The organism is Chryseobacterium sp. CBSDS_008 (genome assembly GCF_049959325.1).
Lineage (GTDB): Bacteria > Bacteroidota > Bacteroidia > Flavobacteriales > Weeksellaceae > Chryseobacterium.
This window is the reverse complement of the sequence record NZ_CP188202.1, coordinates 914,778-929,375: the sequence shown is the minus strand read 5'-3', so window position 1 is coordinate 929,375 and position 14,598 is coordinate 914,778. Positions and strand designations below refer to the sequence as shown.

Sequence of the window (14,598 nt, the reverse complement as noted above, 5' to 3'; positions counted from 1 at the left end):
CCGAAAACCTAAATTCCCCTCCTCCGGAGGGGTGTCAAATCAACAGATTTGACGGGGTGGTATAAAAAATCCGTTCAGCAATGAACGGATTTCATTTTAATCTATAATGAAGTTGAAAAAAATTAGTTGCTTGCGTTATTAAGCAAAGCAATATCTTCCTGATCCAGAACAAGTTTTGGTGCATTGAATAGGGTTTCAAGCTGAGAGGCACTGGTAGCACTTACAATCGGTGCTGTGATCAATGGGTTGGATAACAGCCATGCCAGAGAAACCGTTCCCTGGGTGGTATCATGCTTTGCACTTACCTGATCCAGAGCTTTTAAGACTTCAAGTCCTTTTGGGTTTAAATATTTCCTTACTCCTTCACCTCTCGCACTTTTTGCAAGATCAGCTTCATCACGGTATTTACCTGTTAAGAAGCCTGCTGCCAGAGACCAATACGGGAATACACTTAAATCAAACTGCTCTGCCAGCGGGGCATAATTTTGCTCAAAGCCTTCTCTTTCCATTAGGTTGTAATGAGGCTGTAAAGCGACATATTTAGGAAGATTATTCTTTTCTGCTGCTTCAAATGAGGCTTTCAAACGTTCCGGTGATAAGTTGGAAGCTGCAATATAGCGTACTTTTCCAGCCTTAATGATCTCATCATAAGCAGAAAGCGTTTCTTCTACCGGAGTGGTATTGTCATCAAAGTGCGTATAATAAAGATCAATATGATCGGTCTGAAGCCTTTGCAGAGACTCATCTACAGATTTTAAAATATGCTTTTTGCTGATATCATAGCCGTGTTCTTTTGTTTCTGAACCAACCTTGGTTGCCAAAACAATATCATTTCGGTTAGCTCTGCTTTTCATCCACTTTCCGATGATCTCTTCAGACTGTCCGCCTTTCCCGTTTATCCACCATGAATACGTATCTGCAGTATCTATAAAGTTGAATCCTGCTTCTGCAAAGCGGTCCAGTATATCAAAAGACTGTTTTTCATCCAGCGTCCATCCAAAAACATTTCCTCCGAAGTTGATTGGTGCAATCGATAAATCGGTGTTTTTGATTTTTCTTTTTTCCATAAAAATAATTTTACTAAGTGAGCTCTAAGGTAGGGAATATTAAGCTTGGAGAATATTTAAAATGACCATTCCAGCTATAGTTATTATAAATGGGAATGCTGATATTTCCTCAGTTTTTTGATTAGTTGAATTTGTTGGAAAAGCGCAAAGGCGCAAATAATTTAAAAGCTAACTGCTTTAAGGCGCAAAGATTTTATCTCCGATAAAATTGAATACTATTTATTTTTATATCTCTTTCTGAAAATCTTACATTGATTAAAGTTGAAATGTTCTTAGGCCTTTGCCGCTTCTAACAAATCATTAGTAACAAAAAAAAATAAAAACAGCCATTTGAAAGCTGTTCTTATTATCTATCAATTAAAAAATACGGTTATTTTTCAACCTGCGGAATCTCAATAGCGATAAGCTGAAGTTTATATTCCTCTAATTGCATGTTAATGGCAGATAAACCGTTGCTGAAGAATGATGATGCTTTAAAAAGCTCATGATAATATTCTATCCCTTCAAGGATATTCTTCCTGAAAGCATTCCATTTTTTTGTTTGTGAATGGGTAATCTGTGCTGATGATTCTGTAATTTCCCTTCTCAGATAATCCACATACATTTTCAATTCGTTGATGAACATATTCGGGCGTTGATTATCAGATAGAATATTCGTATTCCCGTAAATATGTTTTACCATCTCTGCAAGAGAAACTTCCTTATCGAAAAACGCAATATTGGGTCCGGGACATATCACCACACCCTGTTTTTCACCTTTAATTTCAAGGTTTTGCTCCATGTATGCAGCATTCACAAGGCCTACGCAAAGACAGGCTTTATCGGTAATTTCTGATTTTCTTTTATTGAATTCTTTTTCGGTTAAGACTTGCTTGTTTTCGTACAACTCTTTCAGTTTGATATCCTGATACTTTTTAGATGCGGTACAAGTTCCTTCCTGAGAAAATTCTTTGCTTAATGCCAGAAGTTTTTTGGGGCATGAACTTCCATATTTTCCTTTTGCTTCTTTTTCAAACTTTAATCGTTCATTGGATGTTCCTTTTACTGTATTGAAAGGCACTCCTAAAGGCGAGATATTACTCAGATAGAAATCCTGCTCTTTTGATCGTAAAAGTAAATTTCTGGTTTCTGCATCTACCGATGTTGCTTCGGGTACCAGCAAAAACGGAGAACCCCATCCTACGCTGTCTACATTATAATTTGCCAATAAAAACCCGTGTTCTTCAGCAGTTCCTACTCCACCCTGAACGGTAATTTTCATTTCTAAAGGTTCAGCAACCGGAGGTTTTCCTTTTTGCTCTAAAGCGGTTGTCATTAAATTGTGTGCAGATTGGATCAGATCCTTTTTTTTCTGCTTAAATTCCTCCATAATGGGTCCAAGAAGCATTCCTTCAGTGGCAAAAGCATGGCCTCCGCAATTCAATCCAGATTCTATTCTGTATTCTGATACCCACAATCCTTTCTTAGCCAGGAAATTTCCCTGAATCATAGCAGAGCGAAAGTCACTTACTTTAAGAATAATTTTCTTTTTGATATTTCCGTTTTCGTCAGGGAAAAAGTCTTCAAACTCTTCCATATAGCTGTACAAACGGGGATTCATGCCCGCAGAAAGCACCACTGATGATGATAATTTACTTTTGGCAAAACCACGAAGGGAAGCATGCGCATCATTATACATCACAGGAAGCTGTTCGTTATTTTGATAATTGTCTTTATCTACTTTCGTCATGATATTGACATCGATGCTTCCCGGTTTTAGATTGGATTCTATAAAATTTTTGATATTGGAACTCCAGATATCTTTCTGAATGATCAGGTTTTGAAGGCTGTTTTTGAGATCTGAAGTATTCGGAAGCATAGCCATAAAGTCTTTTAAAGCCTCTTTGTTTCTGCTGATTTCCTGTTTGAAAGATTCAAATTTTTCATTCACGATATCATCCACCATATCCAGATAAGCGGTAACTCTTTTTGCTCTGTAATCATCTGTTTTTGTTGAAATTCCGAAATAGTCAAGGTTGAACTTTTTGTTGTAAAAGTTCTTCATTTTTTCCAGGATTTCATCATCGATGATGGAGATCACAGAAGAAATTCCATATTGGGCAACACGAATCGGGCTGTCTATTGTATACGCCAGACCCATCACCGGAATATGGAAATTGTGCAAAGTTTTTTTTGTCATAAAGTTTTGATAAAAGTTCTTTTATTATTCATCTAAAAATCCTTTACAACTATTCACTTCTTAAAAATATTATTTTAAAATGAATTATGCGTCAAATAGTATTTTTATTATTGAAAACATGTCAAATGTCATTTTTAAAAATTGTTTGAAATAAGAAAGATCAGCCGGATAACTGATCTTTTCTTCTTGTATGTTTTATTTTAACCACAAAAGTTTTGTAGTTTCACTTTAATTATTCTGCTTTGTTTTTAAGCATCATGAGAAGACTATAAGCCCCTTTTTGCACAATTTTCTTATCCTTTAAAGCATCTGCTTTTACAATTTCCGTAAACTGATCGTCAGAAATTCCGGTTATCACTGGAATCATTTTATAATTAGATTTTCCAAGATCCTCAAAAACATAATTTTTGTTTTCAAAAGAGACAACTGTTTCGTTAGGAAGTCCCATTGTATAACGGCTGCTGATATTCACTTCGGCATTCACGTACATTCCTTTTACAAATTCAGGATTTACAGAAGATAATCTGGCGATTGCCGTTGCAGAACCTCCGCTTTCAATACTAGGAACTACGCTGACAATTTTAGCATTGGATTTCACATCCGGTTTCTGATTGTTGTACACTATAATTTCCTGACCCACTTTTACATCATTCACATCATTTTCAAAAACCTTTAATTCTAAAAGTAATCCAGTCGGATTGATCAGTTCAAATAAAGTATCTGCCGGATTGATATATTGTCCGTTATTCACAAGAATTTTGCTTACAAAACCTGTAAACGGAGCATAAATATTGATTTTACTTCTGATATTTCCGGTATTCAGACCTTTGGCATTGATTCCGATGATTCTCAGTTTTTCCTCAAGACCTTTTAAAGTAGCATTCAAAGTAGAATAATCTGCCTGAGCACTTTGCATGGTCTTGTCACTGCTGGCTTTGCTGGTATTCAGATCTTTCTGACGGTTGAAGTTCAGTCTTGCGGCCTCAAGTTGAGCCTTCGTAACCAGATAATCCTGCTGAAGCTGAATAAACTGCGGATCTTCCACTACGGCAAGCACCTGCCCTTTGCTGAAATGACTTCCATTAATTACATTGATCGACTTGATGTGTCCACCCATAATGCTGGAAACCGAACTGATGTGGGACGGTGCGATTTCTGCTTTTCCGTTCAGACGTACCAGTTTCTCCATATTCCTGTTCTGAATATGGGTTATTGTCAATCCTACAGACTGTAGCTGTTTTTCAGTAAGATGAACCGAATTTTCATTGTTTTTGGTAAATTTTGTATTTTCATAAACCGTTTTTTCCTCCTCTTTTTTTCCTGAACATGAGGATAAAGTAAGGATGAAAGCAAGGCTGTATAAAGATATATTTCTGAAATGCATGATGGTATTATTTTGAAATTAAGAATTGAAGTTCGGCTCCGGTCTGATTAAGCTTTTCCAGCTGATCTATATAATCTGCTTTGGTTTTTACGGCCTGGTTCACCAGAATTACCCAATCCAGATAATCTATTTCCCCTACTTCCATCTGTTTCTGGGCGGTTTTAAGAATGGTTTCAGATTTTGGCAGCTGTTTCTGTTCATAACTTTCGATGATCCGCTGTTGGCTCATATAATTGCTCAACTGCTGATTTAACCTGTTTTTAAGCTCAATTTCTTTTCTTTGGTACTGATTTTCTGAAATAGCAATTTTGGCCTGTGCAGCCTTTGCCAAAGCTCTTTGTCCTTTGGTAAACAACGGAATTCCTACACCCACCTGAACTGAATTAAAACGATTATTATTGATGTTTTTCATACTCTGGTTGGTGTATCCTATAAGAAGATCCGGAAGCAGTCTGCTTTTCTCAAGCTGTACTTCCGCCTCGCCCACCCTGATCTGTTGCTGCAGATACTGAAGTTCAGGATGCTGTTTTACCATTTCTTCTGAAATCTGAAGACCTATACTCATAGTTGGCTTTTCAGCAACGGGCTGATAAGGGGTCTCGGACTGAAGTAATACCTGAAGCTGAAGTTTGGCCACATTCAGATCATTTTCAAGAGTGTTCAACTGTACTTTTACCTGTTCTTTCTGGATTTCAGCGGTGGATTCCTCAAGAATATTGGCTTCTCCTTTTTTTAATCTTAATCCTGCTTTGTCAGCAAAATTATTGTACAGCTGGCTGATGTATCCCAATACTTTTTTCTTCTCCTGAAGCACCAGTATTCTGTAGAAAACGTCTGTAACTTCTTTGGTGAGCTGTTTTTTTGTCAGATTCTGATTGATGACGCTCGCAGACCATTCAGCATCCAGCATTTGTTTTCTCTTTGAATATACTGTAGGAAAGCTGAACCTTTGAGAGATCCCGAATGAATTGTCGGTTTCCTCTCCCTGGATCTGCCCGAATCCTCCTGTAACTTCCAGCTGAGGAATATCCAGGTAGCTGGCTTTCAGCTTTTCCTGATAATCTGATATTAATTTTGAGTTTTTAAGAGTACCGTTCTGCTGGTATGCTTTTTCCAAAGCCTGATCATAGGTAATATTTTCCTGAGCCTGATCAATTCCGAAGGACAGTAACAATAAGAAAGCAGACAGTTTTTTATAGTTGATTTTTTTTGAGAATTTCATTTTATCTTTATTAATATTTTCGAATAAAACATATAGAATAGGAAGTACGAACAGAGTTAAAAGCGTGGCGAGCATTAAACCACCGATTACCACAGTTGCCAAAGGTCTCTGCACTTCCGCTCCCGCACCGCTGCTGATTGCCATAGGAAGAAATCCTAAAGATGCTACAAAAGCAGTCATTAAGACCGGTCGAAGCCTGATTTTTGTGCCTATAAGAACGATTCTGCTGGTATTGGTTATCCCGTTCTTTTTCAACCGGTTAAATTCCGATATCAAAACAATTCCATTAAGTACGGCAACCCCAAACAAGGCGATGAACCCTACTCCTGCACTGATGCTGAATGGCATGCCTCTCAACGCCAGAAAATAAACGCCTCCTATTGCAGACAGTGGAATGGCTGTGTAGATCAGCAAACTGTGTTTTACAGACCCAAAGGCAAAGAACAGCAACAGAAAGATCATCACCAGCGAAAGCGGGACAGCAATTCCAAGTCTGGCTTTCGCTTCATTTAAATTTTCAAAAGCTCCTCCGTAAGAAACAGTGTATCCGGGTGACAGTTTCAGGCTTTTATCTGCTTTTTGCTGAAGTTCTTCCACAATACTCTGAACATCCCTTCCTCTTACATTGAATCCTACGATAATCCTTCTTTTGGTATCCTCCCTCTGAATCTGGTTCGGACTGTTTTTAAGCTCCACTGTAGCCAGTTGCGACAAAGGAATCTGTTCTCCCGAAGAAGTAGGTACCAGAAGATTTTGGATGCTGGTAATATCTTTTTTGTGCTCATTATCCATCCGGACAACGATATCAAACTTCTTCTCACCTTCATATAAAGCACCTGCTGTCTGGCCGGCAAAAGCCATATTGATCACTCTGTTAATATCTGCTACCGAAATATTATATCGGGAAAGTTCAGAACGGTTATAATCTATCACCACCTGCGGAGCACCTACTACAGGTTCAATATAAAGATCCTGTGCTCCTTTTACGGTATTGATAATGCTGCCCATCTTTTTTGCATACGCAGCAAGGCTGTCCAGATCTTCTCCGTAAATTTTACATACCACATCCTGCCTGGCACCGGTCATCAGCTCATTGAAACGCATTTGTACAGGAAACTGGAAACTGGTTGTCAGTCCTGGGACAACACTTAATGCCTTACTCATTTTATCAGAAAGCTCAGGAAATGTCTTTGCAGAAGTCCATTCCTTTTTAGGTTTTAAAACAATAATCATATCTCCGGAATCCATTGGCATAGGTTCTGTAGGAATTTCTGCACTCCCAATCTTCATTACCACCTTTTCTACCTCAGGAAACTGTGTTAAAAGGATGTGCCCGGCCTGTGTGGTGGCTTTCTTTGTTTCATTGATATTACTTCCCTGAAGAATCCTCATTTCCACTGCAAAGTCACCTTCTTCAAGAGACGGGATGAATTCTCCACCCATCCTGGAAAGGGTAACAACAGCACCAACAAACAGTACCAATACTCCCAGTATAATGGTTTTTCTATATTTAAGTGCCTTTATCAGGAATTTTTGGTGGCCTGCTTCCACTTTGCTCATTACCCGGTCTGAAATATTTTCTTTTTCTTTTTTCTTTCTGCTCAGTACCAGAGCACTCATCATAGGAATATAAGTAAGGGAAAGAATAAATGCTCCGATCAGGGCAAAAGCTACCGTCTGAGCCATTGGCTTAAACATTTTTCCTTCAATTCCCTGAAGTGTAAAAATCGGAAGATATACGATTAGGATAATGATCTGACCGAAAACCGCACTGTTAACCATTTTGGTAGCAGAACCGGAAACCTGGTCATCCATTTCTTTTTTGCTGAGCATATTATCTTTTCCAAAATGCTTTTTGTGGGCCAGCTGATGCAGTACCGCTTCTACAATGATGACAGCTCCATCTACAATAAGACCGAAATCAAGGGCTCCAAGGCTCATAAGATTCCCTCCAACCCCGAAAATATTCATCATGATGATTGCGAAAAGCATCGCTAAAGGAATTACAGATGCTACCAGTAATCCCGCTCTGAAGTTTCCTAAAAACAAAACCAGGATGAAAACAACGATCAAAGCTCCTTCCATCAGGTTTGTTTTTACTGTACTGATGGTGTTGTTTACCATTTTAGCACGGTCAAGGAATGGTTCAATCACCACCCCTTCCGGTAATGATTCCTGGATTTTTTCCAGTCTTTGCTTAATATTTCCGATGACTACATTGGCGTTCTCCCCTTTCAGCATCAGAACAATAGCTCCGGATACTTCTCCCGTATCATTATAGGTCATGGCGCCATACCTCGTCGCATACCCTATCTTCACGGAAGCTACATCTTTAATATGTACCGGAATACCTTCTCTGGTTTCTGCCACCTGGATGTTTCCGATATCTTCCGTACTTCCGAGAAGCCCTTCACTTCGGATAAACAGAACGGTTTCTTTCTTTTCAATATAAGCCCCTCCGGTATTTTGATTATTCTTTTCCAACGCAGCAAAAACATCGTTGATATTGATATTAAATGCCTGAAGCTGATTAGGATTAATGGCAATTTCATATTGTTTCAGTTTTCCTCCGAAACTGCTGACATCCGCCACTCCTTTGGTTCCGAGAAGCTGTCTTCTCACCACCCAGTCCTGAATGGTTCTGAGCTCAGTTTCATCATACACATTCTCGTATCCTTTTTTGGCTCTTACCACATATTGGAAAATCTCTCCCAATCCGGTTGAAATAGGCCCCAATTCCGGCTTCCCGATTCCTGCCGGGATATTGTCCTGAACAAGCTGCAGCCGCTCCTGAACCTGCTGGCGTGCCCAGTACACATCGGTATTATCATCAAAAACTACCGTCACTAATGAAAGTCCGAACCGTGAAAAACTTCTCAGCTCTGTAATTCCGCTGATATTACTGGCCGTCTGTTCGATAGGAAATGTAACAAGGCGCTCTATGTCTGCCGCACCATATGAAGGAGCAGTCGTAATGATCTGAACCTGATTATTAGTGATGTCCGGCTGCGCATCAATGGGAAGTCTGGTGGTTTCATAGATCCCAAAAAGGATGAGTGCTACTGTAAACAGAGCAATGATGAGTTTATTCTTTACAGAAAACTCAATAATTTTATTTAACATGGAAAAACTATTAATGGTAATCCGGAATGCCTTTTAAAGCTAAGATTTTACCCAAACTTAAGCGTTTAAAACAAAGTGTTTATAACTTCTTTAGTTAAGATTAAGCACCATTACAATGCATTACGAATTAATTGATATGTAACAAGAATTGACTACTTTAAGTAAAAATATAAAGTATTAATTTTCAATATAAAGTTGATTAAGAAAGCCGTGGAGGCTGGAAAATCTGAGAAAGATGTTGACTGGAGAAATCTTTTTCCTTGTAGATACTGCTTTTCTTTGAAACAGTAATTTCCTTAGGTTTTTTTATTTCAAATGTTAATTCAGGAAGCTGGGCATGTACAGTTAATACGATTGGCGGATTGATAAACGGAAGTTTCTGATCGGTATCCCAGTCAGCATCCTCTTTGTGATTATCATAATGCTCCATTACAAATTCCGAAAGACTTCCATGATATTCCATGAAATGTTCAACAAACATAGGCACCTTCAGTACTTCCCCCGCATTGGTGGTAGCCAGCACATACATCATTGAGCATAATATGGAGAACCATTTTAACATGGGTGCAAATATAAGGCTTAAATTTTTCCTGAGAAGGCTCTGGTATTAATTTTTTGAGAATTTTATCTAGTTTAAAAGCGGTTTAAATAAATAATAGCTATTCGAAATAATGTTAGATTCACCAAACAAGAATTAAAGTCTTGATTTCAGCCTGCTCAGCGTTTCCTGTGAAATATTAAGATAAGAAGCCACCAGTTTATTGGAAAGCCTTCTTACCAAACTTTGATCTAGATCAAAAAAGGGAGAAAAAGGTTATTCAAAATCCAGAAAACCGTCAGTAAGCTGTTTCCATTGTATTTTTGCGATTCCCATCATTCCACCGATGGCAGTTGCAAGATTTCTGATCACATCCAGAAACTGAGCATTAAAATTAGGCGTTTCATTTCGTCCGTATACAGCGGCTTTTATATCATCCTGACTTCTGGATATCATAAAGGTTGAGCTTGCTCCCGAGCTGTAAAAATGGGCAATATGACGATTTTTCTTGTTTTGAGGATTTCTTGAAGGCCTGCATGTCATGGATATGCTTTCAGAAAAACGGTCCTGATAGAAACAGAGGTCTGTAATTTCAACCCAGTCGTACCCTTTGGCTTCAGGTTCTCCCGGACCCGGAATGTCAATACGGATAAAATCCCCTTTCTGAGGTTCACGCTCTACCGGATTGCCATCGTAATCATATAGTTTAAATGACGCAAATGCCTTACCGCTGTAACTTTGCCATTGATTAACAGAGAAAAACCTTTCTTTCAATATTTTAAACTTTGACGGAATCAAATCCTGCTTACATAGTTTTCTGCTTTCCGTATCATGGAAGCCTCCGAATTTTTGTGCAGGAACTTCTTTAAATATCTTTGGACTCATATGATATGGTTTTTGAGTAATTTAAATCAAAAATGCTGTAAATTTTTATGAGCAGGGTCATAAAAAAGTTAAACGATTGTTGAAATATTGATTTAAATATACCGTATTCTAGTTATATTTCACTTTTTGCAACTTCTTTATTTTTATCAAAAAAACAGCATACAATTCATCAAGCAGCGAATAATGCTTATTAAGATCTGTTTTAAGGTGTCTGATTCAGGAATTTTAAAGAAAATGAAAAACAGTTAGGAATTATTTATTTTTAATTAAAATAAATAATTTTTAAAAAAAATAGGCATATGATGTTTTGCATAATATCTTTTTTGCTTATATTTGTGAATCGAAATAATTTTTTTTCATCATTTGTGTTTTTTTAAGGTCTCCATTCGTGGAGACCTTTTTGTTTTCAATAATCTCATAATTGAATATTAGCTATTGAAATGAAAAAAAGATGTAATGTGAAATATTTTTCTTTTTAATCTCACAGATTACTTTTCTGTAAAGGAATTTGTAAAGCTTTGAGATGTCAATAATTCTCTTTTTTTGATAATTCTGGCGGCGTTGATATGCCTATTGAATGGTTTTAATAAAATCAGTGGGGCTGAATTGCATCACAGACTGAAAACTTCTGGTGTATGCCTGAATACTCTTGTACCCTGCTTCATAAGCGGTTTCTGAAATCGTATGATTTCCCGAACTCAAATATTCCAGGCTCTTAATGATACGAAGCATCTGCTGGTATTTGCTTAAGGTGAGGCCTGTTTCTTTTTTGAAAATCCGTTCCAGCGTACGGAAAGATAAAAGGGCTTTATCACTGAGGTCTTCCATTTTAATTTCATTGCGGTAATGACTGTGCAGGTGTTCTATAACACGGGTAAGACGCTTATCTTTCGGAAGGCTGATATGAAAGGTCAATGAATGTTCTACAAACCGTGGAAGTTCGTTGAACAGTGCTTTCAGGAATACATTCTCATTAGGATCTGAAATCATCAGCTTAGACCATTTTTCTGCATATTTTATCATTTCTCTTAACACCGGCGGAACAGAAAATACCGTCACTTCATGATAGAAAGACTCTTTTGTGCTGACATCTGCAAACATGATCATCAGTTTGATCTTTTCAGAGTGGGAATTGGTTTTATGGACAGCATTTGGAGGAATCCATACCGCATGATTCTGCGGAAGAAGGTACTTCTTTTCTTCAATGGTGATGTATTGAAAACCACTTTCTACATAAACCAACTGGCCTTTCCGGTGGTGATGGAGCACATCATCATGAATCCAGTTTTCTTCAAACCATACAAAATACGGTTTCTTCAGTTCATCTATTTTTATACTGTCGTTGGCGTTCATGTCGTTTTAGGTTAAAACTTTGGCAAAATTAAACAAAATTCCTATGGTAATTTTGTACAAAAGTTTTATTATGATGAAGAATGAAGTAAAAAAGAATGCTTCGTATGTTTTATTACTCATTAATGTGCTGGTTGTTATACTCATTTCGAGCAACCTCCGTTCGCCTATTGTGGCTGTTGCTCCTGTTCTTGGTGAGGTAAGAGATGCTTTGAAGCTGGATAACTTTCAGGTGAGCCTGCTTACCTCTATTCCCCTGTTTATGTTTGCTGCATGTTCTGTGCTTGTAAGCAGGTTTTCCAATAAGCTGGGGATCAGTAAACTTCTGATGTACTCGCTGGTTATTTTAAGTTTTGGGTTATTTCTGCGTATTACAGGATCTCTCTGGCTGTTATTTTTAGGTTCGGTATTTATTGGCTTAGGAATATGTATCGGAAATGTAGTCACTCCGGGATATGTTAAGAATAATTTTCCGAAACAGATTGGTCTTATGACAGGAATTTTTGCTGTATCCATGAATCTTACTGCGGCTTTAGCTTCCGGATTCAGTGTGAAGATAGGAGAACTGACAGGTTTTGGATGGAAAGGCTCTCTGGGAATATGGCTGGTGATTGCAGCATTGGGTTTTCTTGTGTTAACATTGGAATTCATATTTAATAAAAGGAATTCAAATCAACTTAAAACAGCGCTCAGTACTTCAGATTTTAATATGTTCAGATCTGCCCAGGCATGGAATATCAGTATTTTTATGGGGCTGCAGTCTTTATTTTATTATTGTCTGGTAGCCTGGCTTCCCTCATTTCTTGCTGATTATCATATGCAGGGAGAAAGCTCAGGATGGGTGTTTTTTGTGATTCAGATTACAATGATTCCTGTGACGTTCTGCTGCCCGATTATTGCCGGTAAAATGAAAGATCAAAGGCTCGTGATCCTTTTTATATGTGCTCTGATGTTTGGAAGTACGATGATGTTTGTGTTCCTGAAATCTCAGTGGATCTATCTCAATGCTGTTATTATAGGTATTTCCAATGGGTTGTCTTTCAGTTTGTCGATCCTGTTCTTTTCTACGAGAACGAAAAGCAGTATCAATGCGGTTAAAATATCGGGAATGGCGCAGTCTGTAGGGTACCTGATTGCCGCATGCGGGCCTCCCCTGTTTGGAAAACTGCATGATTGGGATATTTCCTGGAACAGTTCGTTTTATTTATTAAGCTGCGCGGTACTGCTGATGCTTTATTTTGGATTGAAAGCAGCGAGAAATAAGTATGTGGAAGATTAAATTACCATTGGATAAACAAGAAAGGATAGAATGTACTTCTATCCTGTTCTTTCCTTTTCTGAAATTTTATCATACATTTGGAAACTCAACCTAAAAAATATTAGAGGGTTACATTTTATAACCTCAAAATTTTTATTAAAAAACCAAACAATGAAAAAACAATTATTACTTGTGCTTACTCTCGCAGCACAAACTTCTTTTGCACAAATCATCTCCAAAGATCCTGCATTTGCTTCAAACGGAATATACAATATTCAAACGGAAAACTCTTATCTGGGAGAGCTAACAGAAACAACCGATGCGGTATTTTATCAATCTTTTGACTCTAATACTAATCAGCTAATCATTTCTAAGGTGACAAGTTACAATGGTTATCTTGATTTAACTTTTGGAACTAACGGTAAAACTACATTGAATTATGCATCAGACGCCCTGGTGGGATTTATAAGACACACCAATGATAAACTCACCTTACTTTTAAAGCGATATGATGCTACAAGCAACACTAATTATTTAGATGTGATTCGTTTGCTTTCCAATGGACAATTAGATTCCTCGTTCTCCAATGGCGGAATAAAGGTATTAGCCAATTACTATCAGGACAATTTCAATATAAAAAACAACCTTATAGAACAGGGAAATAAAATTATTGTTTCAGGAACTGGTATAGATTCCGTAGGATTTTTTGATGGGTACACGCATACATTCAGATTAAATACTGATGGTACATTAGATAACAGCTTTGGGAATAATGGAGAAGTATCAGTTTATGGGATTCCCCGTATTATTTTAGATAATCAGTTGAACCTTATTTTTTTGGAACATAATACAATAAAAAAATATACTTCTGATGGGCAACTGATGACAGGTTTCGGTAATAATGGAGTGGCCTTGTTTAACGGAGTAAATGTTAATGTTATAAAAGTAGATTCAGGCAATAGAATTATATATGCACAACTTGCTTCATTAAACCCTGCTACCATAGGAAGACTGAATGCTGACGGAACACCGGATGCCACATTCAGTTATAATGGAACTCTTGGTCTTGAGTTTTGGGATATCTATGAAAAAAATAATTCTTATTATATCGCAGGCTATGCTGATTTTAATAATGCACCCGCTTATTATATCGCTAAACTTAATCAAAATGGAGCTATTGATGCTGCATTTGGAGAATATATAGAAAATGATTCTAATTTACTGTATCATTATATTAATGCAATCAAAGTTTTTGATAATAATATAGTTGTTTACGGAGATGGATCCACAAGAAAGATTGTTAAATATCTTTTAAATGGCACCGCTACATTATCAACATTAGAAACTGCAAAAAATAATACTAAAATTACTTTTGAAAGCCCTGTACAACATGATTTAATTTACCAGTCAAAAGAAAAAATTAATAAAATAGAGATCTATTCTGTTGATGGAAGACTGTTAAAAACTGTAATAGAAAATAATTCTGATGTTTCTGAACTGTCTAAAGGAGTTTATTTTGTCAAAGCTATTTTTGAAAATGGAAAATTTTCTACAAAAAAACTAATTAAAAAGTAGTAAACTAATAACAATTT

The 14,598-nt window shown here is 37.2% G+C and carries 9 protein-coding genes and 1 pseudogene; 2 read left to right on the top strand and 8 right to left on the bottom strand.

Annotation, left to right across the window (positions count from 1 at the left end):
• Positions 1-122: 122 nt before the first annotated feature.
• From ACP3T3_RS04050 to ACP3T3_RS04015, 8 genes and pseudogenes are all read right to left on the bottom strand, one after another.
• Entirely contained in the window at positions 123-1,067 is a 945-nt protein-coding gene (locus tag ACP3T3_RS04050) for an aldo/keto reductase (RefSeq protein WP_426478645.1), read from the bottom strand.
• Between the two features lie 370 nt (positions 1,068-1,437).
• The gene (locus tag ACP3T3_RS04045) at positions 1,438-3,246 is read right to left on the bottom strand and encodes a hypothetical protein (RefSeq protein ID WP_426478644.1); all 1,809 of its coding nucleotides are present in this window, start codon (positions 3,244-3,246) and stop codon (positions 1,438-1,440) included.
• Between the two features lie 232 nt (positions 3,247-3,478).
• Entirely contained in the window at positions 3,479-4,630 is a 1,152-nt protein-coding gene (locus tag ACP3T3_RS04040) for an efflux RND transporter periplasmic adaptor subunit (RefSeq protein WP_426478643.1), read from the bottom strand.
• 7 nt (positions 4,631-4,637) lie between these two features.
• Positions 4,638-8,975, bottom strand: a complete 4,338-nt coding sequence (locus ACP3T3_RS04035) for a CusA/CzcA family heavy metal efflux RND transporter (RefSeq protein ID WP_426478642.1) — start codon at positions 8,973-8,975, stop codon at positions 4,638-4,640.
• A 199-nt stretch (positions 8,976-9,174) separates the two neighbouring features.
• The gene (locus tag ACP3T3_RS04030; RefSeq protein WP_426478641.1) at positions 9,175-9,537 is read right to left on the bottom strand and encodes a hypothetical protein; all 363 of its coding nucleotides are present in this window, start codon (positions 9,535-9,537) and stop codon (positions 9,175-9,177) included.
• Between the two features lie 132 nt (positions 9,538-9,669).
• A pseudogene (locus tag ACP3T3_RS04025) lies at positions 9,670-9,753 on the bottom strand (Crp/Fnr family transcriptional regulator); the annotation flags it as partial.
• 36 nt (positions 9,754-9,789) lie between these two features.
• Positions 9,790-10,398, bottom strand: coding sequence for a hypothetical protein (locus ACP3T3_RS04020; RefSeq protein WP_426478640.1), 609 nt, complete (start codon positions 10,396-10,398; stop codon positions 9,790-9,792).
• 570 nt (positions 10,399-10,968) lie between these two features.
• On the bottom strand, positions 10,969-11,751 hold the full coding sequence (locus ACP3T3_RS04015) for an AraC family transcriptional regulator (protein ID WP_426478639.1): 783 nt from the start codon (positions 11,749-11,751) through the stop codon (positions 10,969-10,971).
• A 70-nt stretch (positions 11,752-11,821) separates the two neighbouring features.
• On the opposite strand from ACP3T3_RS04015, the gene ACP3T3_RS04010 reads away from it, so the two are divergent.
• Positions 11,822-13,027: a CynX/NimT family MFS transporter gene (locus ACP3T3_RS04010; protein ID WP_426478638.1), complete on the top strand. Its 1,206-nt coding sequence runs from the start codon at positions 11,822-11,824 to the stop codon at positions 13,025-13,027.
• Positions 13,028-13,177: 150 nt separating this feature from the next.
• Positions 13,178-14,581 carry a T9SS type A sorting domain-containing protein gene (locus tag ACP3T3_RS04005; RefSeq protein ID WP_426478637.1) on the top strand — a complete coding sequence of 468 codons (1,404 nt, stop codon included), beginning with the start codon at positions 13,178-13,180 and terminating at the stop codon, positions 14,579-14,581.
• Positions 14,582-14,598 lie beyond the last annotated feature (17 nt).